At 50.8% G+C, this 21276-nt stretch carries 16 protein-coding genes; 7 read left to right on the top strand and 9 right to left on the bottom strand.

From position 1 onward, the window contains the following. Positions 1-89 precede the first annotated feature (89 nt). Positions 90-422 (top strand): response regulator, encoded by a 333-nt coding sequence (locus tag CLV60_RS00660; RefSeq protein ID WP_106593462.1) that lies wholly within the window; start codon positions 90-92, stop codon positions 420-422. Further along, the gene (locus CLV60_RS00655; protein WP_106593461.1) at positions 419-721 is read left to right on the top strand and encodes a LuxR C-terminal-related transcriptional regulator; all 303 of its coding nucleotides are present in this window, start codon (positions 419-421) and stop codon (positions 719-721) included. Before CLV60_RS00660 ends, CLV60_RS00655 begins: the two co-directional genes overlap by 4 nt. Here CLV60_RS00655 and CLV60_RS00650 read toward each other — a convergent pair. Further along, on the bottom strand, positions 692-3769 hold the full coding sequence (locus CLV60_RS00650) for a ligand-binding sensor domain-containing protein (RefSeq protein WP_106593460.1): 3078 nt from the start codon (positions 3767-3769) through the stop codon (positions 692-694). The two genes, CLV60_RS00655 and CLV60_RS00650, sit on opposite strands and share 30 nt — an antisense overlap. Positions 3770-3974: 205 nt before the next feature. On the opposite strand from CLV60_RS00650, the gene CLV60_RS00645 reads away from it, so the two are divergent. After that, positions 3975-5504 (top strand): tail fiber domain-containing protein, encoded by a 1530-nt coding sequence (locus CLV60_RS00645; protein WP_106593459.1) that lies wholly within the window; start codon positions 3975-3977, stop codon positions 5502-5504. A gap of 41 nt (positions 5505-5545) precedes the next feature. Continuing rightward, entirely contained in the window at positions 5546-7042 is a 1497-nt protein-coding gene (locus tag CLV60_RS00640; RefSeq protein WP_106593458.1) for a T9SS type A sorting domain-containing protein, read from the top strand. A gap of 64 nt (positions 7043-7106) precedes the next feature. Here CLV60_RS00640 and CLV60_RS00635 read toward each other — a convergent pair whose 3' ends face one another. From CLV60_RS00635 to CLV60_RS00620, 4 genes are all read right to left on the bottom strand, one after another. After that, positions 7107-9791 carry an ABC transporter permease gene (locus tag CLV60_RS00635; protein ID WP_229210757.1) on the bottom strand — a complete coding sequence of 895 codons (2685 nt, stop codon included), beginning with the start codon at positions 9789-9791 and terminating at the stop codon, positions 7107-7109. Between the two features lie 160 nt (positions 9792-9951). Beyond that, the gene (locus CLV60_RS00630; RefSeq protein ID WP_106593457.1) at positions 9952-11751 is read right to left on the bottom strand and encodes a hypothetical protein; all 1800 of its coding nucleotides are present in this window, start codon (positions 11749-11751) and stop codon (positions 9952-9954) included. Between the two features lie 183 nt (positions 11752-11934). After that, entirely contained in the window at positions 11935-12957 is a 1023-nt protein-coding gene (locus CLV60_RS00625; protein ID WP_106593456.1) for an ETX/MTX2 family pore-forming toxin, read from the bottom strand. Positions 12958-13376: 419 nt separating this feature from the next. After that, the gene (locus CLV60_RS00620; protein WP_106593455.1) at positions 13377-14312 is read right to left on the bottom strand and encodes an alpha/beta fold hydrolase; all 936 of its coding nucleotides are present in this window, start codon (positions 14310-14312) and stop codon (positions 13377-13379) included. Between the two features lie 151 nt (positions 14313-14463). Between CLV60_RS00620 and CLV60_RS00615 the strand changes: the two genes are divergently transcribed. Beyond that, positions 14464-16101, top strand: a complete 1638-nt coding sequence (locus tag CLV60_RS00615) for an ABC-F family ATP-binding cassette domain-containing protein (RefSeq protein ID WP_106593454.1) — start codon at positions 14464-14466, stop codon at positions 16099-16101. A 99-nt stretch (positions 16102-16200) separates the two neighbouring features. On the opposite strand, the gene CLV60_RS00610 is transcribed toward CLV60_RS00615, so the two are convergent. Both CLV60_RS00610 and CLV60_RS00605 read right to left on the bottom strand, forming a co-directional pair. Continuing rightward, a complete protein-coding gene (locus tag CLV60_RS00610) occupies positions 16201-17394 on the bottom strand; it encodes an MFS transporter (RefSeq protein WP_106593453.1) in 1194 nt (397 codons plus the stop codon). Positions 17395-17468: 74 nt separating this feature from the next. After that, positions 17469-18317 (bottom strand): helix-turn-helix domain-containing protein, encoded by an 849-nt coding sequence (locus tag CLV60_RS00605; RefSeq protein WP_170118673.1) that lies wholly within the window; start codon positions 18315-18317, stop codon positions 17469-17471. A gap of 197 nt (positions 18318-18514) precedes the next feature. On the opposite strand from CLV60_RS00605, the gene CLV60_RS00600 reads away from it, so the two are divergent. Further along, the gene (locus tag CLV60_RS00600; RefSeq protein WP_106593451.1) at positions 18515-18886 is read left to right on the top strand and encodes a hypothetical protein; all 372 of its coding nucleotides are present in this window, start codon (positions 18515-18517) and stop codon (positions 18884-18886) included. Between the two features lie 49 nt (positions 18887-18935). Here CLV60_RS00600 and hxlA read toward each other — a convergent pair whose 3' ends face one another. Both hxlA and hxlB read right to left on the bottom strand, forming a co-directional pair. Continuing rightward, on the bottom strand, positions 18936-19568 hold the full coding sequence (gene hxlA / locus CLV60_RS00595) for a 3-hexulose-6-phosphate synthase (RefSeq protein WP_106593450.1): 633 nt from the start codon (positions 19566-19568) through the stop codon (positions 18936-18938). A gap of 35 nt (positions 19569-19603) precedes the next feature. Then, on the bottom strand, positions 19604-20194 hold the full coding sequence (hxlB, locus tag CLV60_RS00590) for a 6-phospho-3-hexuloisomerase (RefSeq protein ID WP_106593449.1): 591 nt from the start codon (positions 20192-20194) through the stop codon (positions 19604-19606). Positions 20195-20387: 193 nt separating this feature from the next. Here hxlB and CLV60_RS00585 point away from each other — a divergent pair, with 193 nt between their 5' ends. Next, a complete protein-coding gene (locus tag CLV60_RS00585) occupies positions 20388-21266 on the top strand; it encodes a helix-turn-helix domain-containing protein (RefSeq protein ID WP_106593448.1) in 879 nt (292 codons plus the stop codon). The last annotated feature ends 10 nt before the right edge of the window (positions 21267-21276 follow it).

The raw sequence follows: 21276 nt of genomic DNA, 5'->3' as shown, positions 1-21276 counted from the left end.
GACGAATTTATTGTACACCATTTATCACAATGACAAAATATTAAGACAACACCCTACCTTGCCCGAGTAAATAATTTAATTTTGCCTGCATGAAAAATATTCTCATCGCCGATGACCATTCCCTGATACGCTCCGGACTCCGGATGGTGCTTGACCAGCTGGATTTCAAGACCAACATTAGTGAAGCCTGGGATGCGCGGACGGTGATGACGAAAATGAAGGAGAAATCCTTCGACCTCATACTGCTCGATATTCAAATGCCGGCGACGGATTCCGTGGTATTAATGCATTGGATACAGAGCTTCCACCCCGACACCAGAATCCTGATTGTTTCTCAAAATCCGGAGAATACCTATGGCAAGCGCTATATGCTGCTGGGGCTCACGGATTTATCAGCAAAACGGCTCCCGACCAGGAAATGATCAAGGCAATTTCCCTCGTACTCAATGGCGACACCTACGTCAGTACGGAACTGTCGCAATCGATCGTCCGCGGGGTATTCAGCGGCGCGGCGGCCAACCCGTTCGATCAGCTGTCCCAGCGCGAATTCCAGGTGGTAATATGCCTCGCAAAGGGCTATCCGATGAACGAGATCTGCGAAATGCTGCAAGTACAATATTCCACCGCGCACACGCACAAGCGGCGCGCCTTCGAGAAGCTCAATATTGAAGACAACAAGGAGCTCACGGACCTAGCCGGCGCCTACGACTTGCTCAGCTAGGCCGGACGACAGGTTGGCATCATTCACTGTTCCCTGTACACGCAACGTGACGGACGTCCCCGTCCCGCGTTCGCTATGCACATCCAGCTTGACATCGAGCCGGTTGGCGAAGTCGATGATCATCTGGTAACCCAGCCGGCTGTTCCGCTCGATACCCGCGGCCGTGGACGCCAGTGCGATCCGGTCGTGAATTCTTTTCAAAACAGGTTCGCTCATGCCATCGCCGGTATCGGCAATGGTAATGGCCACATGGCCGTCCGCCTCCGCGCTGGCCGATATGGTAATGTTACATTCGTGCGAATGCTTGTTGGCATTGTCGATGACATTGCGCAGGATTACTTTTAAGAGTTCGCGATCCGTGTGCAGGGTGTAATGCGCATACGCGTGCAAAATCAGCCTGTTGCCGTTGGCATCAAGCATTTCCCTGAAAAACAGCCCCAACTCCTGCAAAAGGCCGTCGAGCGGGAACGAAGTTTTATTAACCGAAAAACCTTCCGTAAAAGACGACGCCCACAGGTTAAACTCTTCCACAAACTGATATACCTGGTCGGCGGTGTTTTTGATCTCGCTGCTCGTCTGGTCGATGCCGCTGAAATTCTCCCGCTGCACATTGTCGCGCAAATGCCCCGTGACTTTTGACAGAAAGTATAAAGGTGATTTCAGGTCATGCGCGATCGACACCGTCAGCTTTTCCATCAGCTTGCTCTGGTAGGTGAGCTCGCGCGTCCGGTCTTTTACTTCGGTTTCGAGGCGGTTGCGCTGGCGGAGCAGGTAGCGGTAGCGCATTTTGACGATGACCGCAATAATGGCGATCACACAGGCGATCATGAGGAGGTAAAACCACCAGGTTTGGTAGAAAAACGGCATCACTACCAGCGGCAGCTCGGCGGTAACGAAATTGCCCGTACCGAAGCCTGCCTCTTTCCGAAGCCGGAGCTTGTAACGCCCGTAGGTAAGGGTGTTGAGTACAATGCGGTCGTTTTCCGGCAGCGGGTACCAGCGGTCGTCGAGGCCTTCGATGTTGTATTTGATATTGAGATTGTTGGAACTGCCAAAAAAAGGCGACGAAACGGTAAGTTCCAGCCTTTTGAATGTAGGGGCTATTCGTGAAAGCGCCTGAGCGTCTGCTGGCTTTCCATCCAGCAATACCTGCTCTATAAAAATCTTGCTCGCCGGGAGCACAGGCCTGATACTATCCGGGTGGAACATCACAACACCGCTCATCGAAGGGAATGCGAATGTTCCATTATCCAGCCGCAAACCGCTGGGCGTACATCCTCCATTGAATTCCGTAGTTTTCAGTCCGCTTTCCTTCCCGTAGTAATGCTGGTAAACCTGCCGGGATTTGCCGGACGCATAATCGTACAGGTCGTTGACGGCGCATTGAAAAAGCCCGTTATTCGTGGTCATCCAGATAAAGCCCTTATCGTCTTCCAGGAACGAATGCACGATTTTCAAATGGTGCGCGTCGTCTTCGGGCATTTTCGTAAACCGCCCGTTACGGAAAAGATAATAGCCGTTTCCATAGCTCCCTACCCAAATGTTTCCCTTTTTGTCGCGGTACACCGTTCGCAGCTCTATATTGTCAAACGCATGGTAAATGCGCTGCTTCCGGTTTTTGGCGTCCACCCACATACATATCCCCGTACCCACAATCCAGAATGTCTGATTACCCAAAGAAATGAAACTCTGCATGTTTTTCCCCGCAATACCTTGCAGTGGGTAGGTTTCGACCGTATTCCCGCGCACCCGTCCGAACCTGTTCTTCCTATATCCAAATTGTAATTCACCCTCTATCAACCAGATAGCCCCCCGTTCATCCTCGCCCAGAGACGAAAGCACGCCGGTAAGCGGAATTTTCCTGAGCACATTAAGCTGTTCATCCGCCGTCACGAGGGTCATGCCGTTGGCATACCAATAGTGCCGGTTACGGTCGCGTAGCAAGGTGTACCTGTTGTAACTGTCCTCTACCCCCGGTATGGAAGGGCTGCCGGGTAGCTGACCGGAGACTGGCAACACCTGGTTTTTCCCATAGGGAGCCATTGCATAGAAGGCATTTGCATTGAGCGGATTTTTACCGACGGCCCCGAGTTGCTTCCTTCTCAGTATGTACACGCCATTGCTATTGGAACCTGCAATCAGCATTCCCTGCCGGGGATAATAGCGAATGGAAGTGATAGAAGGGATATATTTTAAAGTGATAAGATGTCGAAATTCCAGTTCACCACCCGTGAGCGTCACTTCATAGATAGTACCTTCATTATGGAACAGCAATGCTTCGTCCTGCTGGCAAAAGAATGAAAGCGAAGGATTCACCCTCAATTTATCCCAGGGGATGGCGATCGGAGTTTTCTTTTTTGCGCGTACGCCATTGGAATCTAATAAAACAATGTCCCGGTCACTGCTAAAATAGCAGAGCACATCACCAATCCTCCCAACAGGTTGTGAAAAATAGGGAAAGATTTCCAGGGAGTCGATCCACCGCACTTTGTTATTCGAAACGTAGCCGGCAATGGTATTCTCATTTAAAATGAATCCTTTGCCTTTCCTGGTTTCATGAAAAAAAAATCTCAGGGCATCCGCGTACTGACTATGTGAAAGCTTCTGCGTGTATCGGGCCATCCCCCCCAAATCAACGTGATCAAGATGTACGAGTCCACTCTTGGTAGCGCCTATCGCGTCCGCCGACTTTACAGGTTTGGAAAATCCATTCCGGTCATCATAATAGGATAGCTGGACGTTGTCGTCAATGCAAAAAATCCGGCCATCGCCATCTTTGCCAAGCGACAGGTAGCGGTTACGCAGCAGCCCCGAATTGCTATTATCGAAAAGGCGGAAACCCCGACCATCGTAGCGCACGATACCGGCCTGTGTGACCATCCACAAATAGCCATTATCGTCCATGAACGACATAGTGACACTATTCTGCGGCAGGCCGTTTTCGCTGTTGAAATTCGTACCCGTCCAGGATTCGTTGTCCTGGGCATGTAGTGACAACGACAAAAGACATATGATACTAAACAGGTAAGGCACGTAGAAAATGCTCATAGGGGTGTCGTCGCGCCCGCCCGGGCGTAAATCAGTAACAAGCTATATGTCTTTAACTAGAACTAAAAGCAAATTCATGTACGAATAATTTGTTTTCATGTAGTAAAAATTTGTACGAATAATTCAAAATAAGCCGGACAATACAGTCTAACAACTGCATCGACATTTGTAAAAGCTATTTCGGCCATCACTTAAAATTATTCTTATGAAAAAGCATTACATCCTGGCGGGCCTCCTGATGCTCGCCGCAGCCCCTGGTTTTGCACAGGTAAAAATCGGCGCGGCAGGCGCACCCGATGCGAGCGCCACGCTGGAAGTAACCGGCGGAGCCGCCAACAACAAAGGTTTGCTCCTACCCCGTCTGACGACCGCACAGCGCAATGCGATCTCCAACCCCGCCAAAGGGCTCCTGATCTTCAACACGACTACCAATGAGGTGCAGACCAATGTAGGAACGCCTGCCGTGCCGGTATGGTCCACAACGCCGGTAGCTGGTTGGAACACCACTGGTAATATCGGCACAGATCCTGCTACCAACTTCCTCGGCACCACCGACAACCAGGCGTTGAGTATTCGCACGAATAATACAGAGGCCGTTCACGTTACAGCGGATGGCAAAGTGGGCGTCGGTATCGCAGCACCGGCGACCAAACTGCAACTGAATGAAGGTGGCCTGAGAATATCCAACTCAACGCCTCTCGCCAATCATGCGATTCACATTATCAACGACGGCGGCGGAAGCGTTTACAATGACAACATTGTGATCAATACATATGGCTCCGTCACCCGGCCATCCATTGCATTCAAATCTGCCCGCGGAACATTCGCAGCGCCTGTGAACAGCCAGGCGGGCGACAATGTGGGCAATGTTTTTTTTACAGCCCGCACCAATGGTGGCGAGGGTAACGTAAGCCAAATAACAGCCGACTATCTGGGAGACGGAACAACACCTGCCTCACGAATGAGTTTTTCAACCAGTGAGCAAGTGGCCATGACGATCGACAGCAGCACCAACGTAGGTATAGGTATTGGCGATCCAAGAACGAAATTGCAGGTAGACGGTGGCGTGATGGTGCGCAGGGAGAAAAACATCAGTCATTCCAATGGAACCTTGCTGACGTGGAGCACCGTGCGTTCGGGCGTTGGAGAAGCTGAATTCATCAATTACAATGGTACCGGTACAGGTGGATTTCGTTTCTATGATCTCGACCCCGGTACCGCCGCATTCAATACCAATAACATCGCTTTCATTGCCCCCGTTACCGGCGCATACACCAACGTGTCCGACATGCGCGTGAAGACCAATGTCAATGTTATCAATGATGGTTTGCAGAAAGTAATGGCTATGCGCCCGGTATCTTACGATTTCCACAGCGGCAGAACGATCAAAAATGGCGTCGTGAAATTCACTGATAACGACAAGGTTGTGAAAACCATCGGGTTCCTCGCACAGGAACTGGCGAAAGTCGTACCGGAGGCAGTAGTTATCCCAAAAGACCCGGCTAACGAACTTTACAATGTATCCTATGCCACCGTGGTACCCGTACTGACCAAAGCCATCCAGGAACAACAAGCTGAAATCGAACAGCTGAAAGCGGCGCTCGCTGTGGCCAAAGCGGATAATGCTGCATTGAAAGCAGATGTTTCGAAAATCACTGCATTGGCAGATAGAATGCAAAAACTGGAAGCTTCGCTGGGTACCAACACCGCCGGTAACACCAACGTATCCAAATAGCCATTCATACTGATTGTTCACATTAAAAAAAAACAAATAGTATGAAAAAAAGACTCATAGCCCTGGCATTGCCCTTGTGGGTGGTGCAGGCACACGGACAAAACGTTACCACCTATGGCCCACCCGATCCGGTGAGCATCAACACCGGCTACCTCAGCGACTACTCGCCGAACGGGACCGTCGTACAGGCAGGCGGCAGCGTCACGCTTGCGAACGGGTCCACGTACGAGCACGGGAACCTGAGCTTTCAGAACAATGGGACATGGCTTGGACAGACCAACAGCCTGGACCTGTTCAACGCCGCGGGCGCATTGTCGATCAGCGGATCGTCGGCTCCCGGCTTTCATAACCTGCAATTTCAAAACGGCGGCACGGTCGCGATCTCCAATACAGCCGGCGCCAACGTGGGCGGGCAGCTGAACTTCGGAACGAGCGGGATTATCACTACTACGCGCAACACACACACTATCAGTGCGCTTCGCTTAGCCGACGGAGCGACCTATGCCGGAGGGAATACGGATGCTCAGCATGTAGACGGTTACGTGACTAAGACCGGTGATGATGCATTTGTATTTCCCGTAGGCAGCGCATCCGACCTCCGTACCGTTTCCATTTCCGCTCCCGCGCCGGGTACCACCATCAGCACCGCCTGGTTTGCCGGAAGCCCCGCCACGGTAACCGACCCGTCCGACGGCGCCACGCACAGTCTCACCGCAGTGGCCAGTCCGGTTGAATCGGTCAGCCCGGTGGGCTTCTGGGACTGGGCTAATACCGCAGGAAACGATGATAATGTAACGGTCACGGTATCGATTCCTTCCGTTTCAGGTTTTGCCGCAGCGGCGAACCTTCGCCTCGTAGGCTGGAACGGAACGCAATGGATTTCACTGAGTGCCGGCGCAACAGCCAGTGACACGACGGAGAACAGCACACTCAGCGGCACGATCCCCGCCGGCGTCTCGATCACGGCGCTCGCCATCGGCAGTACCCAGCCTCCGTTGCCGGTTACGCTGGTCAGCTTCACCGGCAAGGCGGTCGAAGAGACGGTCGCACTCAAATGGGAAACCACGGAGGAAGTGAATGCGTCGCATTTCGAAATACAGCGAAGCAGCGATGCCCGACATTTTGAACCCATCGGCAACGTAGCCGCAAAAGGTGAAAGCAAAATCCGGATAACCTACGCGTTTACCGACGCGGCACCATTGCCCGGGACTAACTATTACCGGCTGAAACAGATCGACCAGGACGGCACATATGCTTTTTCAAAGACCATTTCCGTCACCAGTAATTCCGAACTCCGGATCAGCGTTTACCCTAATCCGGTAACCGACGTGCTGCGCATCGAATCCAGCACGGCGCTGCAATCGTTGGAGGTATTCAAAGCAGATGGTTCGAAGGTAATGGGCATCGTCATTCCGACTGGCAATGCGGAGGCGGCAACTTCCGGAAGGGCGTTCCGGGAGATCAGCCTCCGCGATCAAAAGCCAGGCATTTACATCCTAGTTGTTAACGGAAAGTGCTTTAAAGTGCTGAAAAACTAGATTAGAAAAGTTTAGAGTAAGGAGAACGTTTCGAAACACTATACCACACTATTATTTATGCCTGTCATTCACTCCGCAAGCTTTTTACCGGATTAGTCAATGCCGCTTTGATACTCTGAAAGCTTACCGTTAGCAATGCAATTCCCACGGCCAGCAACCCTGCCAGCACAAAAATCCACCAGTCGATCGTAACTTTGTATGCAAAATCTTTCAGCCACTGGTTCATTCCCCACCAGGCAAATGGCGAAGCGAGGATGAGCGCAATGAGAATAAGTTTCAGGAAATCGCGGGAAAGCAGGGCTACCACACTGCCTACCGATGCGCCCAGTACCTTCCGAACGCCGATTTCCTTCGTCCGCTGCTCGGCGGTGTAAGTGGCCAGTCCGAACAGGCCGAGGCAGGCGATGAAAATGGTCAGACTGGAAAAAAGCGTCAATACCTGTTCAATTTTCTGCTCGCCTACGTACACCTGCGCGAAGCGGTCGTCGAGGAAAGAGTAGCTGAATGGGGCCGCGGGGGAAAATGACGCCCATTGTTGTTTCAGAGAAGCCAGTAATTCCGGGAGTTTTTCTGTGCGGGTCTTCACCAGGATATTGCCGGAATTTCTTCCCAAAAACATCGCCAGCGGGCCTATTTTCTCGCGAAGGGACTCATAATGAAAATCGCTTACCACGCCCACTACCTTGTAAATCATGTTCATACCGTTCCCGTCCGTTTGGCCGATCAGTTCCCGTCCGATCGGATTTCCCTGCCAACCCAGCGCCTTCACGGCGGTCTCGTTCAGGATCACCCCGGCGGAATCGGTGGAGAATTCTTTCGAAAAATTACGGCCCTCTGCCATCCGCATTCCGAGTGTTGGAATATATTCGGGGTCCACAAAATAGAAGCGCGTCATCACGCCCTGGTCCGGGTTTTCTTTGGCCCTCACGGTGGTATTATCCATATTAGTACGCCCCACGGGCACCTGTCCGGAAATGCTTCCGGTCACAACTTGCGGTGCTTGCAGGATTTTGTCGCGGAACACGGCTTCGTTGTCGCCGAGCATGTGCGTGTCGTGGATCACCAGCACCTGTTCGCGGTTAAAACCCACTTTCTGTGCTTGCATATAGCGCAGCTGGCGGTCGGCAGTAACGGTCGCGATGATCATCGAAATCGTTACAAAAAATTGAAATACTACCAAACTACTCCGCAGGTTAAAGCTGCCGCGCCCGATCATCACCCGGCCTTTCAAAACCGAAACCGGCTTGAATGAAGACAGGTACCAGGCCGGATAACTCCCCGCGAGCAGCCCCACAAGTAAGGCCCCTCCCAATAGGCACATTACCACCAACGGGCGGGCGAGGAAACGAATGCTGAGGTCCTTATCCGTCAGTTGATTGAACGACGGCAGCACCAGGCCTACCAGCAGCAAGCCGACGATCAGCGCTACCATCGCCAGCGATATCGATTCTATCAGAAATTGTTGCTGCAACTGCCCCTTTACCGATCCCAACACTTTACGCACGCCTACCTCACGCGAGCGACGCGCAGCCGTGGCTGTGGACAAATTCATGAAGTTTACGCAGGCAATGAGCAACATAAAAGCGGCGATTGCCGTGAGCACGTACACGTACATGATGTTTCCGCCCGGATTCGACTCATTGGGCGAATACAAATGAATGTCTGTCAATGGCTGCACGGAAACCCCGAAGTCGTCTCCCCGCTCCCGAAACTGTTTGGGCGTCAGTTTTAGAAATTTCTGAATTTCACCTCCCATCCGTTTTTCGGCAAGCCGGCTGATTTTGCCTTCCAGCTTTTTGTAATCGTAGTGCTCCGACGCCAACACATAAGTCTGGTAATCGATGCTGTACAGCCATCCCGACCCATCGATGACCTGGTCCTGGCCAGTCAGCGTAGCCAGCATATCGAAATGGAAATGCGAGTTAGCCGGTACCTGCCTTACCACGCCCGTTACGCGGTAAGGCCTTTTGTCGCTGCCAAACGAAAGCACTTTCCCGACAGGGTCCTGCATACCAAAATATTTCCGCGCCGTTTCCTCGGTAATAACCACCGTATTCGGCTCCGTTAGTGCCTTTGAAGGATTGCCTTTTACAAATGGTATGGTGAATACATCAAAGAACGACGCATCGGCAAAAAGCAAATTATCTTGCCGGAAAGAGGTAGTACCGTAGCTGACAAACTCGCTGCCCCCGCGGATGCGCGTCGCTTCCAGGACTTCCGGCAACTCCTGCCGCAGGTCCTGGGCGGCGGTCTGGCCCAGGCTCGGTCCGCCTACGTCCTTGCCGTTCAATTGCAGTTTCAGGTTAACCCGGAAAATCCGGTCCGCATACGTATTGTAGCGGTCGTACGATAATTCATCCTGCACATACAGCATGATCAGAATGCAGGTGGCCAATCCGATGGCCAGGCCGATCACATTGATGCCCGTTGCAACTTTTTGCCGTTTCAGGTTGCGAAACGCGATTTTCAGATAATTATTAATCATGGCGAATGGGGAAGTGGTATGGGTTTGATATGCCTGTTGGTTGGATTTCCGCCGGCGGACAAATGGCGGCAGCACCGACACCACGTTGAGCAAGTAACGCAAAGTGGCAGAAAACCGGCCCGAGCGGCTGCGCCAATATGCGTACAGCTCGCCCAGATCGCCTTCGACCTCCTCCAATGTTTCCCCGGGATGCAGCCGCGCAAGCAGCCATTGAGCCCAGCGGGGCGGCTGGTTGTCGTTTTCCCCCGGATAAGTCCTGCGCATTGGTACGGCTTATTAGTTTATATTTTATCGTACAAATGTGATGCCAAGACACAAAAAACAGCATTACGCACCAGAAACGGCATTTTCCAGGGTGCTGGCGCAGCGCAGGCTGTCCGCAAATGAACAGTATTTTTTGCGGTCGGACACCGACAATGAACGCTTACAGCGCATCCATACTCCCTGCTTTGGGCCGGTCAAACGAAGCCAGTTTCTTGTGCAGCCGCATTTTGGCCTGGCGCACGCTGGCAGGATCTATATTGAGCAGCGTTGCGATTTCTTTGGTGGAAAGCCTGATATGGAAATAGGCGTACAAGCGGGCCTCGTTCCGGGTTAGCGTCGGATACTTCAATTCCAGATCCTCGAAAAAGCCGGGATGTACCTGTTCGAAGTGGATTTTGAACTTCTCCCATTCCGAATCCAGATGCTGATGGCTCCTGAGGATAGACGAAATGCCGCTCAATTTTTGCGGGCTGATGTCCGGGTGTTGTTTTGTGAGATCCGTTATCTCCCCTTTCAGCTTTTCCAACATTTCGTTTTTCTGTGCGAGATACAGCGTATTGGACGCCAGTTCCCGCTGATTGGCTTCCAATTTTTGCACAAGCGCATTGTTTTTATTTTTCTCATCCAAGACAACCAGGCTTATCTGCTGATTTTCCACTGTAATGAGCTGGTGGCGGAAATTCAACTCTTGTATTTCCATCGCGAGAAGCTGGGCTTCCTGCTCTTTTTGCTGAAGGTGGAGCCGCAGGTACCTGATAAATGCCACCAATGCGATTGAATAACCCAGCGATTGGGTGATAATTGCCAGTAAAGGCAGCCAGTCACCGGTGGTATCAATGGACGTGAACACATGCAGCAGGCTAATCCCGGCCATGAGCACAAGGGGTACCAGATTGGCAAAGAGATAGGGCCCCGCCGCCGGGAAACGCCGCACAAAGGCCTTGATGCTGGTGATAAGGATTATTATCAGGATCAGCAGACAGAACAGATTATCGTATGGCAACGTGATGTAATTGACCTGCGCAATAAAAACATTGATACACGCGAGCACCAGCTCGAACAGCAGGTAAGCGCGGAGGCTGTATTTAAGCCACGCATCCAGCCGCGGGAGCCTCGTTTCGGTTAGCAGGAAGCTGCGGGTAAGCTGTACCATACCGTACATGACAAGCACCACCGAAATGTGCATCAGCAAAAAATTGACATCGTAGCTGTTGACCTCGCCCCGAGGAGTTACCACACGGGTAAATATCTTCATCGGAAACCATCTGTACAGAGCGAGCCAGTAAGATGTAATGTAAAGCAGGCCGCCAAATTGCGCAATTACCAGATAGAGAATGACCTTCTCCCTTAAATCCCGATAGATATAGAGGTAGTTTAGTATGAACAAAATAATGATCGCCGCGCCCATGTCCCATACCGTAAGAACGTGCTGTTCGACAATTGTGTGGGACTCCATTGTTCGCCAATAGAGTGCGGGCTTTATCGCATTATCCGCCCGTTCAAGCCCGCGCAGCGATACTTTGATGTAAAGCGTGTCGGTAGTTCCCGCCCTCAACACGAAGGGAAGGTAGCTTTTATAAATTGTCCCGGTAACAGGCCCTTCCATCCCACCCGGTACCGCCTTCCAGGCCCGGGAGCCTGCCTGACGATAATAAAGTGTATTAAAAAATTTGGGAAGCACCTGTATCACGCAAGCTTGCGAATACGGTCCCGGGTTTGCCACCCTCACGCGCAGCCAGCAGGCGCTGTCCCGTTTCGGCTGTAATACGTCACGCTGCACGAAAACCAGGGCAGAATCGGCAGAGACCCTGTCGATGGTATAGCCTCTGTCGGGCAACACGTCGTAGTTTGTGATAGATTGTTTGTCAACGGCGTTCCCAAGCACCTCAGCCTCCTGCGCATGGGTTAAAAACGGGACAATTGTGCAAAGGAATAAAAGAAAGTTATGGAGCTTGCTCACCCGAAGACAGCGTTGGATTACGCTCCAAAATTAGGATTTAGCAAATATAATATTGTAGAAGTCTCATACTACTTATTTGCTGGTTACAAAAATGCAAACAGCCGACATAGAGATGGGTTTCCGCCACCTGCATGTCAGCTGTTGCTTGATGGATTTAATTTAAAAATCAGTGACGCACCGGTATCACAGTGCAGCGTTGCTTTCCTCCAAAACTTCGTCGATTTCCACCTGAACGGAAGTATCTTCAATTAATGCCGGGCTGGATGAAAGCAGCGCCGGGCCGGAGGGCGCCTGCTGCACGAACCGGACGGTCAAATCGTGAGAATTGGTTCCCAGGTAGGTACCCTTAATTTTCCGGTTCGGGAGCCTGATCCCCGATTTTAGGATCACAGTTCCGGTCATCGTATAAGGCACGGCGATTGTCGAAATGGTAGCAGTAACGAGGGCAACGATTACCGTGTGGGGAGCTACGCTGACAGGCGTATTAAAGCCCCAGGTTTTGCTTTGGGAAGTCGAGCCGTTCCAGGTGTAAGTATTTGTTACTTCTACCGAAACTTTTACTTTACCTTCGGCAACAAATGGAATACCCGTCTTGAAGCTCGTGCTAACCCCAACTTTAACGGATAGCGAACCAGACCATCCAGTTGTCTCAGTCACGGTTGCCGAGCCCGTAATGGAACTGACCTGCGGCTGCAAACTGTCATTGGTAACCGTCTGGCGATACAACTCTGCCGGACCCGATTGCAATATTTTTGCGGCCGCCACGTCGTATTCAATGTTGCCTGTCTCTACATTCGCAACAGGGTCAACTACTTGCGTACCCCAAACAAAACCTTGATTGTTTTCGGGCGCAGTACCTTTATAAATACAGAAATTGCCGTCGTCCTGCAATACCACAAAATACTCGCCTGTCTGCCTCGACGACTGTGAACCCCAGAAAAACCCTTTATTATCCTGTGGGCCGGTACCTTTATAGACGCAAAGATTGCCGTCACCCTGCATAGCAAGAAAGTATTGGCCGATTGGGCCTGCCGATGTTCTCGAACTCCACAAGAGCCCGAGATTGTCGCCCGGCCCTGTGCCTCTGTATACGCATAAATTACCGTCGGGTTGTAATGCGGCAAAAAACAAACCATTGTTTGACACCAGAATGTCTTGTGTCCCTAAGTACTGCCCTGATTTTAAGAAGGATCCTTTAACTGCCATAACTTGTTTTTTAAAAGGTGAAGAGAGAGAGAGGAAAACTCAATTTGGAAATGAATAATCAAAGCATTTAGAAAACTAATTGTTATATCAATACATCATTGGATTAATAGTTAATATACCTGATTAGCCCGCAATAACTTTGCTCCGTAATTCCGTTTTTGATGCCGGAAAATTACATCCATCCAAACAAGATTTCAAAACAAGTAAATAAGCAATACGCCCCATTTCAGGAGCCATATCTCTTTGAATATCTCACCAATTTTCGCAGATCACTCCCCCTCTATTGCTTCAAAAACCGGTTATTTCCATTTTATTGGAATAAAAATACCCAGAGGAAAATATTCACATTGTAGATACTTTGTCGACGTTTTAGAGAACCAGAAATCGACCGATATCTTCAGCTAACCGACAACCTCCTGTCAGAAAGTCGGCGGTGCAGCATTCAGGTCGGAATCCAGGAAATCGGTGACCATGGGAATAAGCCAGTTGGGACGCTGCATCATCATTCCAATGTGCGTGGTACCCGGCAGGATTGCCAGTCGTGATTTGGGCAGGCCATGCATATCCCCCATCTTGCCGCCTCCCTTTGCTCGAAAAAGCGCCAGCGCATGCTCGTACCGCACGCCGTCGGCATCACCAATGGCCATGAATATCGGGGCTTTGATATTTTTTACGTCTTTCGACCAGTCGTAAGGTTTCAGGTCGATGCTCATCACCTTTTTGACGAAATCGGGAAACTTGGCAGGGTCATTGCCCAGGCTGTCGTACTGGGTTTGAATGGGCGTGCCTTTGAACATATCCGCAGTGATCGTCGAAAAGCTGGCCTCTGCATCGGGCCACCAGCCATCGTGCGCATAGGTGCCCGAAAGTATTACCAATCTGCGAAGCTGTTCGGGGTGGCGCACGGCAAACTGGAAAGCTACTCCGCCACCCATACTGTAACCGAGGATATCGGCGCTATCGACTTTCAGGTGTTTGAGCAGTCCCGAAACATCGTCGGCCATTGCTTCGTAACTCAGCGGCCGGGGAATGTCGCGCGTTCGGCCATGCCCCTGCATTTCGGCTACGATCACCTGCCTGTCGGCAAGCATCGGGATTATCTGCGACCAGTTGGAAATAATATTCATAAAAGACCCGTGCAAAAGGACCACGGGCTTACCCTTGCCGTAAACTTCATAGTACATTTTCAAACCGTTGACTTCGGCATAGCCGCTCTTCGAAGGCTTGACGGGCTGGCTGGCTACTGAATCTTTCGAAGTGGCCGAATGTTCCTGTTTTTCTTTCGAACCCTGCTGGCAACCGAAAATAAACGCGGTCATGGCCGACAACAGGATGGTAAGGATTTGCTTGTTCATGAGTGTAGCTGTTTTTGTGAGGATACAAATCTCGGCACACTTCGAAAACAATAAGGGGGGCAATTGCGGCAATGATAGGGGCTTAAATGTCGACTTTTTTATCCTCTTTCCATCCTATAACCTTAGCTTTGCGGCTTCAAACCACGAGAAGATGATTACAGTTGAAAATTTGGCCGTCGAATTTAGCGGTTCTACCCTTTTTAGCGAAGTTTCCTTCGTTATCAACCCTACGGATAAAATTGCCCTTATGGGTAAGAATGGTGCCGGGAAGTCTACAATGATGAAAATTATCGCCGGCGAACAAAAGGCCACGCGCGGCCACGTACGTGCGCCCAAGGATGCCGTTATCGCTTATTTGCCGCAACATTTGCTTACAGAAGATAACTGTACCGTTTTCGAAGAAGCCGCGAAAGCATTCAAGCAGGTGTTTGAAATGCGCGCCGAAATGGAAAAGCTGAATCATGAACTGGAAACCCGCACGGATTACGACAGCGAGGAATACATGGCCATCATAGAGCAGGTGACCGAAATCGGTGAAAAATATTACCAGCTGGAAGAAGTCAATTACGACGCCGAGGTCGAGAAAGCCCTGAAAGGATTGGGATTCCGCCCGGAAGATTTTCAGCGGCAAACCAAGGAATTCAGCGGCGGGTGGCGCATGCGCATCGAGCTCGCCAAAATATTGCTGCAAAAGCCAGACCTTATTTTGCTGGATGAGCCTACCAACCATATTGACATCGAGTCGGTGATCTGGCTCGAAGATTTTTTGGTGAACAAGGCCAATGCCGTCATGGTGATCTCCCACGACCGTGCCTTCATCGACAATATCACCAACCGCACGATTGAGGTGACCATGGGCCGCATTTATGACTACAAGGCCAACTATTCGCATTACCTGCAACTCCGCGAGGAGCGCAGGGCGCATCAGATCAAAGCCTACCAGGAACAGCAGAAGATGATTGCCGATAATATGCAATTCATTGAACGCTTTCGCGGAACATATTCCAAAACCAACCAGGTAGCCTCCCGCGAACGCATGCTGGAGAAACTGGAAATCATTGAAATTGACGAAATCGATAATTCAGCCCTGAAACTTCGCTTTCCTCCTTCACCGCGGTCGGGAGACTACCCCGTTACCGTGAAAGACGTGTCCAAATCCTACGGCGATCATGTCGTGTTTAAAAATGCCAGCATGTCCATCTCACGGGGAGAAAAGGTATCGTTTGTTGGCCGGAATGGTGAAGGTAAATCCACCATGATCAAGGCTATTATGGGCGAGCTCGGTGTTGACGGTACCTGCCAGCTGGGGCACAATGTCAAGGTTGGGTATTTTGCGCAAAACCAGGCGTCCCTCCTGGACCCGGATCTCACTATTTTTCAGACGGTGGACGAGGTCGCGGAAGGGGATGTAAGAACCCAGATCAAGAATATTTTGGGCGCATTTATGTTTCAGGGTGATGATATCGACAAAAAGGTAAGTGTCTTGTCGGGAGGAGAAAGAACACGGCTAGCCATGGTGAAGTTGCTCCTGGAACCCGTAAACCTGTTGATCCTCGATGAACCTACGAACCACCTGGATTTGAAGTCGAAGGATGTTTTGAAAGAGGCATTGCGAAACTTCGATGGGACATTGGTGCTGGTATCTCACGATCGCGACTTTTTACAGGGCCTATCCCAAAAAGTATTTGAGTTCAAGGACAAGCGTGTCATCGAGCATTTTGAAACCATTGATGCCTTCCTGGAACGCAACCGGATCAAAAGCATCGCCGATCTGCAACTTGCAAAGTAGCCGATAGTGGCTGATAAGCAATAAAAGAAGTTGTCCCGTAGGGTATGCCTACGGGACATAATTCATACCCTTTGCCAGCAGATTGGCAGGTTCCTCTTTTCATCCTGCTTTACCAGCCTCCCTGTTTTTTCCCAACAGCACGATAACCGCCATCAGACAGCTCACCGCCCCGAAGAGGTAAACCGAAGCATATCCCGCCCAACCGGCGATAACGCCCGCAACCGGCCCGGCCAGGCCTAGCGAAAGATCAAAGAATGCGGCATAGGCTCCCAGGGCAGTACCGCGCATTTGCGGCGCAACTTTCTGAATGGCAAGCACGGCTAATGCGGGAAAAACCAACGAGAAGCCTACCCCCGTGAGGCCGCATCCCGCAATGGCGAGCTCGGGTGACGGCGCAAAACGGATCAGCAACTGGCCACAGAGCTCGATCATAAGCGACACCAAAGCCACCCGGTAACCGCCAAACCGGTCAGGGAAGGAAGAAAAGAAAACCCTCGTGAGCACATAGCATGCACCAAATGTGACGAATGCCAGCGATGGATTCCCCCAGCTCCGCGAGTTAAACAGCAGGGAGATAAAAGAAGAAATGCAGGCAAAACCGATCGACGCGAACGCCAGCCCGAGGCCCTGCCCCGAAATAAGGCCGATGATTTTGTAAAAAGGGGTACGGATATGTGTTCCGTCCACCTTCAATGCCGGCAACCGGAAAGTGGCCATCCAGCTAATTCCCGACAGCAGGATCATCGAGGCAAACACATATTGAATGCCATATGCCTGCCTCATCCAGATAGCCAATGGCGCACCGAGTGCGATACCGGCGTACATGGCGATGCCATTCCAGGTCATTACTTTGCCCGACTTGGGCGCTCCCACCAATCCAATGCCCCACGTGAGCGATCCGGTTACGGAAAGGCTCTCCGAAACACCGTGCACAATGCGCGCGACGATCAGCAGAGCGAGCGTGGTGCCGGCGCTTGGCCCGAACATAACCGCGCAAGTGTAAACCGCGCCCGCCACGGCCACGAGTGCAATGCCCAGGTAGTTACTGGTTTTAGCGCCCCGGGTGTCGGTGAGCGTGCCCGAGTAGGCTCGTGTGAGCAGGGTCGCCAGCGATTGCAAGCCAACGACTATGCCTACGACAAGGCTTCCAAAATGCAGGTCGTTTTGGACAAACCCTGGAAGTACGCCGAGTGTCATACCCATCGTGAGGTATACCGCAAAAACCGAGATGATAATAGGTGTGATGAATTTCGCGAAGGTATTTTCTTCGCCTGTTGCTACAATGGTGTTCATTTTGTACCGTATGATTATTTTACGGCAGCAAAATTAGTAGATGCAACATCCGCCTGTGGAGAGGCATTGCATGGCTATGATTGGACAAATAATGGTTTAGAGTTCCGGAATGCGACCGCAGTCACGCCCGTATGCTTTTTGAAAAACCTCGAAAAGTAGGCATGGTCTTCATAACCCAGCTCATAGGCGATCTGCTTCACATCCAGCCGTGTATACGCGAGCATCCTTTTCGCTTCCAGCAGAATTTCCTGATTGATACGGTGACTGGCAGAAAAGCCGGTAACCTCCTTTACGATTTCATTCAAATACAAGGGAGTGATATTCAGCAATGCAGCATACGCTTTCACCTGTTTTAAGTCCTTACAATTTTCGGCAACAAGCTGCTTGAAACGCGCAGCGGTGCGGTACTTCCGCCCCTCTGTCGGCCCGGCAGGATACTCCGATTGCAGGATATGCGACGCCAGCATGGTGGTGACCGTACCGGTTAACGAAGCGACCAACTCCTCTTTGAGAGCCAATGAAGCCTGTCCGAGCGTTGTTTCGAGAATAGGTATCAGCTGAAAAAGCAGATCGCCCGCCGGAATTGACGCCACTTGCCGCACATGGGTAAAATTGTCGAAAATCTCGCGGTTTTCCGGGGATACCAGAGCCGGTGTCACAAACACCAGCCACCCTCCGGCGGCGTCGAAATCCAGGTTCTGATGCACCTGACCGGGCGTAATAAAGCCTACGGCCGTGCCAGTAAGCGGTATCTGGCTGAAATCCAGCTCCCAAAGGCAGTATCCATCTTGCTGTACGATGAAAATGTAATGATCGTCACGGTGAGCGGGATACGTCTCGCATTGCAACGACTTCACCGGCACAATTTCCACGCCGATACTGTCCAGCTCGTCCCGATGTATGTCAATGGCAGGCTTTTTCATTTGCATTTCAAAATTAGAGAAATTCTCACGACAAAAGCCCAACGCTTACGATGCTTCCCGTACCGCCCTTATCTTTGTGTCTTTCATAACCCATCCGGATGGCAGCAGGCATCAGTACCCCTCTACAAATGTTCAGAAGTTTTGTTTTAGTAGTTTTTTGTTTGATTTCAAACCTTTGTTTTTCCCAGGAATTCGCATTGCGCAATCGTGCGATCGGGCGCGACTCGATTCCTGCGCAATACCCGGAAGGAGGCGACGCCTTTGTAAAAACAGTAACCCGCAAGTTCAAAATACCTTCCAGCGTGAACAAGTATTCCTACGAAGGGGTTTTTAATATCCATTTTACGGTGAATACCGACGGCATTCCGGCGATCGATAGTATCAATTTTGCTAAAATGAAGTTTCGTTCCAAAAGAATATCTGCCGCTACACTAGCGCAAGTGCGGAATGACATCAGATCCGAAATGGACCATGTTTTTGAACAAATTCCCGAGTGGATCCCCGCGGCAGCGAATGGCACTCGCATTCCATATCGGTTCACATTACCTTTTTCGGTGTATTTCGATTAGGTTAAATGGCATTCGAGGATACCCGGAATATCCTCGAATGAAACGCTATTTAAGCCGCATCAATCGCTTCACGCAGCGCTTTCGCGGCACTTGCCGGATCTTCCGCTCCGTAAATGGCTGCTCCGGCCACGGCAACCTGCGCGCCTGCCTGAATCACAGCTGTAACATTGCCAAGGTTCACGCCGCCGGCAATCGAAACCGGTACGCCGACTCTCGCCGCTTCGTCGATCAGCACCTGAATAGAATAACCGGGAGTCCATTGTTCATCAAGGCCTGCGTGCAATTCCACAAACTCGACGCCGAGTTCAGTTACCTCTTGCGCACGTTTCACGCGGTCGGGATAACCGATGGTGTCTACCACCACGCCTTTTCCGTGTGCTTTTGCCGCTTTTACCGCTCCTACGATCGTGGCATTGCCCGCTGCACCCATGACAGTTACCAGGTCGGCGCCCGCTTTGAAGGCCATATCGGCTTCCAGTTCACCGGCGTCAGCCGTTTTAAGATCGGCAAAAACAAGTTTATCGGGATGCGCATCCTTCATCGCAGTAATCACGGTCGATCCCATATTTTTGATCAGGGGCGTGCCCAGCTCGATGATGTCAACGTAAGGGGCTACCTTGGCGGCGAGCGCCAGGGCATCTTCGGTTGTCAATAAGTCTATTGCTACCTGTAATTTGGCCATTTTTGTATTGGTTTAATTGTATTGTTAATTAGAATTCACTCCATATTGGCATGTCGCTGCCAAAGCGTTTCCGCAGAAGAACCGGCTGATTTCCACAACTCCATAAAAATCGCGTCGCCGATCAGCAGTAATGCCTGTTCAAACAGGCTCCCTGCATATTGCCGGGATTTGCCCTCTCCGCGATCCTCCTTTTCGGCAGCCGGCACAAGCAAATGCGCGTCAGCAATGCCGGCCAGTTTTGACGATGCATTCGTGGTAATTGCAAACACCTGCGCACCGACAGACTTGCCCTTTTCTGCGGCCCGTACAATGGAACTGGTCGTCCCCGATCCTGAGGCAGCCCAAAGCAGGTCTCCCTCCCGAATAGCCGGTGTTGTCGTGTCCCCTACAAAATGGACATTGAAACCCAGGTGCATGAGCCGCATGGCAGTCGATCGCATCGAATAGCCTGAGCGCCCGGCGGCAATGAGAAATATCGCATTGGCCTGCTGAATCCCTTCGATCAGCGGTTCAAAATCAGCATAGCTAATCGCCTCAGCCAAGGCGTTATTCTCCTGAATGATCTGTTTTAAATTGTCTCGAATCGCAGTTGCCGACGAGGTAACGGTTTGTTGATCTAAATGCATTTTCCAATCTTTTTGACGACGGCAAAAGTATCCTGTAAAGCCGCAGGACCCGTTACACAATTTTCCAGAAGTGGTGGACAATTCGGCCACTATTCGTCTTTACAATGTATATTTAAGCCACAAATGGTGGACTATTTCCGAATAGTCCACTATTTGTGCCAGATTATCCACCCAGCCCTATTGCGCTTAGATTATGAATAGCCCTATTGAATCACGCCTGGCCAACGCGATGATTTTTATCAGAAACCTCGACAACTGTCCACCGAGTTACTTAAATGACCCGGGCCGGAAGGACTTCTTCGAGATCGTCTGGTTGAAAAATGAAGACCCGCTCCATGACACCAAATCACACGGCTTCGACATCAAAGGTGACTGGGTTTACCTGATTCCTCCGTACCGCGTGCATCAGCTTAACAAAGCGGGGAAAAATGGCGAGCTGCTGTCCTTCAAAAGGGATTTTCTCGACGAAGACGACAAGGAATTTTTGCTGGACATTTTCAAGATTTTCAATGTGCAGGGAGAGTTTTCCTGCCTGCGGCTCGACACCGGGGCGGCCACGGATCTGGGAAATGTTTATCAATTATTGCAAAATGAATACCAGGAAGCCGGAGACGATCTGGTTGTTCTCAAAGCAATACTGAAAGTTTTTTTATTGAAGCTGATCAAGGTTAAGGAGCAGGAATTTACCGGACACGATATTCATCAGAAGCGGGTATATGATTTTTTAATGCTGCTGGAAAGCAACTATCTCAACATCCGCAACACCGATTTTTACGCGGCGAAGCTCGATATCAGCTCCAAGCGCCTTAACCAAATCCTCAAAGAAAAACTGGATAAAACCGGCATGCAGCTCATACACGACCGGCTTATCCTAGAAGCCAAGAGAATGATCATTCACAGCGAGTACACGATCAAAGAAATCGCATTTCAGCTCGGCTTTTCAGACCGGCCCTATTTCAGCCGGTTTTTCAAGAAACAGACCGGCCAAACACCCGACGAATTTCAGAAACAATCACAAAACCATCTGAAAGTGAAGCACAATACGTTGTCTGATAGCAGCTCTATTCATTAATTGTGTAAGT

Source organism: Dyadobacter jiangsuensis (assembly GCF_003014695.1).
Taxonomy (GTDB): Bacteria; Bacteroidota; Bacteroidia; order Cytophagales; family Spirosomataceae; genus Dyadobacter; species Dyadobacter jiangsuensis.
This window is presented reverse-complemented; position numbering and strand designations above follow the sequence as displayed.

What these genes read in the sequence shown, in the direction of transcription:
- CLV60_RS00625 (WP_106593456.1), bottom strand. Translation starts at nt 12,957, where the DNA reads ATGGCAGTTAAAGGATCCTTCTTAAAATCAGGGCAGTACTTAGGGACA.
- CLV60_RS00640 (WP_106593458.1), top strand. Translation starts at nt 5,546, where the DNA reads ATGAAAAAAAGACTCATAGCCCTGGCATTGCCCTTGTGGGTGGTGCAG.
- CLV60_RS00615 (WP_106593454.1), top strand. Translation starts at nt 14,464, where the DNA reads ATGATTACAGTTGAAAATTTGGCCGTCGAATTTAGCGGTTCTACCCTT.
- CLV60_RS00655 (WP_106593461.1), top strand. Translation starts at nt 419, where the DNA reads ATGATCAAGGCAATTTCCCTCGTACTCAATGGCGACACCTACGTCAGT.
- CLV60_RS00585 (WP_106593448.1), top strand. Translation starts at nt 20,388, where the DNA reads ATGAATAGCCCTATTGAATCACGCCTGGCCAACGCGATGATTTTTATC.
- CLV60_RS00660 (WP_106593462.1), top strand. Translation starts at nt 90, where the DNA reads ATGAAAAATATTCTCATCGCCGATGACCATTCCCTGATACGCTCCGGA.
- CLV60_RS00620 (WP_106593455.1), bottom strand. Translation starts at nt 14,312, where the DNA reads ATGAACAAGCAAATCCTTACCATCCTGTTGTCGGCCATGACCGCGTTT.
- CLV60_RS00605 (WP_170118673.1), bottom strand. Translation starts at nt 18,317, where the DNA reads ATGAAAAAGCCTGCCATTGACATACATCGGGACGAGCTGGACAGTATC.
- CLV60_RS00650 (WP_106593460.1), bottom strand. Translation starts at nt 3,769, where the DNA reads ATGAGCATTTTCTACGTGCCTTACCTGTTTAGTATCATATGTCTTTTG.
- hxlA (WP_106593450.1), bottom strand. Translation starts at nt 19,568, where the DNA reads ATGGCCAAATTACAGGTAGCAATAGACTTATTGACAACCGAAGATGCC.
- CLV60_RS00645 (WP_106593459.1), top strand. Translation starts at nt 3,975, where the DNA reads ATGAAAAAGCATTACATCCTGGCGGGCCTCCTGATGCTCGCCGCAGCC.
- CLV60_RS00610 (WP_106593453.1), bottom strand. Translation starts at nt 17,394, where the DNA reads ATGAACACCATTGTAGCAACAGGCGAAGAAAATACCTTCGCGAAATTC.
- hxlB (WP_106593449.1), bottom strand. Translation starts at nt 20,194, where the DNA reads ATGCATTTAGATCAACAAACCGTTACCTCGTCGGCAACTGCGATTCGA.
- CLV60_RS00635 (WP_229210757.1), bottom strand. Translation starts at nt 9,791, where the DNA reads ATGCGCAGGACTTATCCGGGGGAAAACGACAACCAGCCGCCCCGCTGG.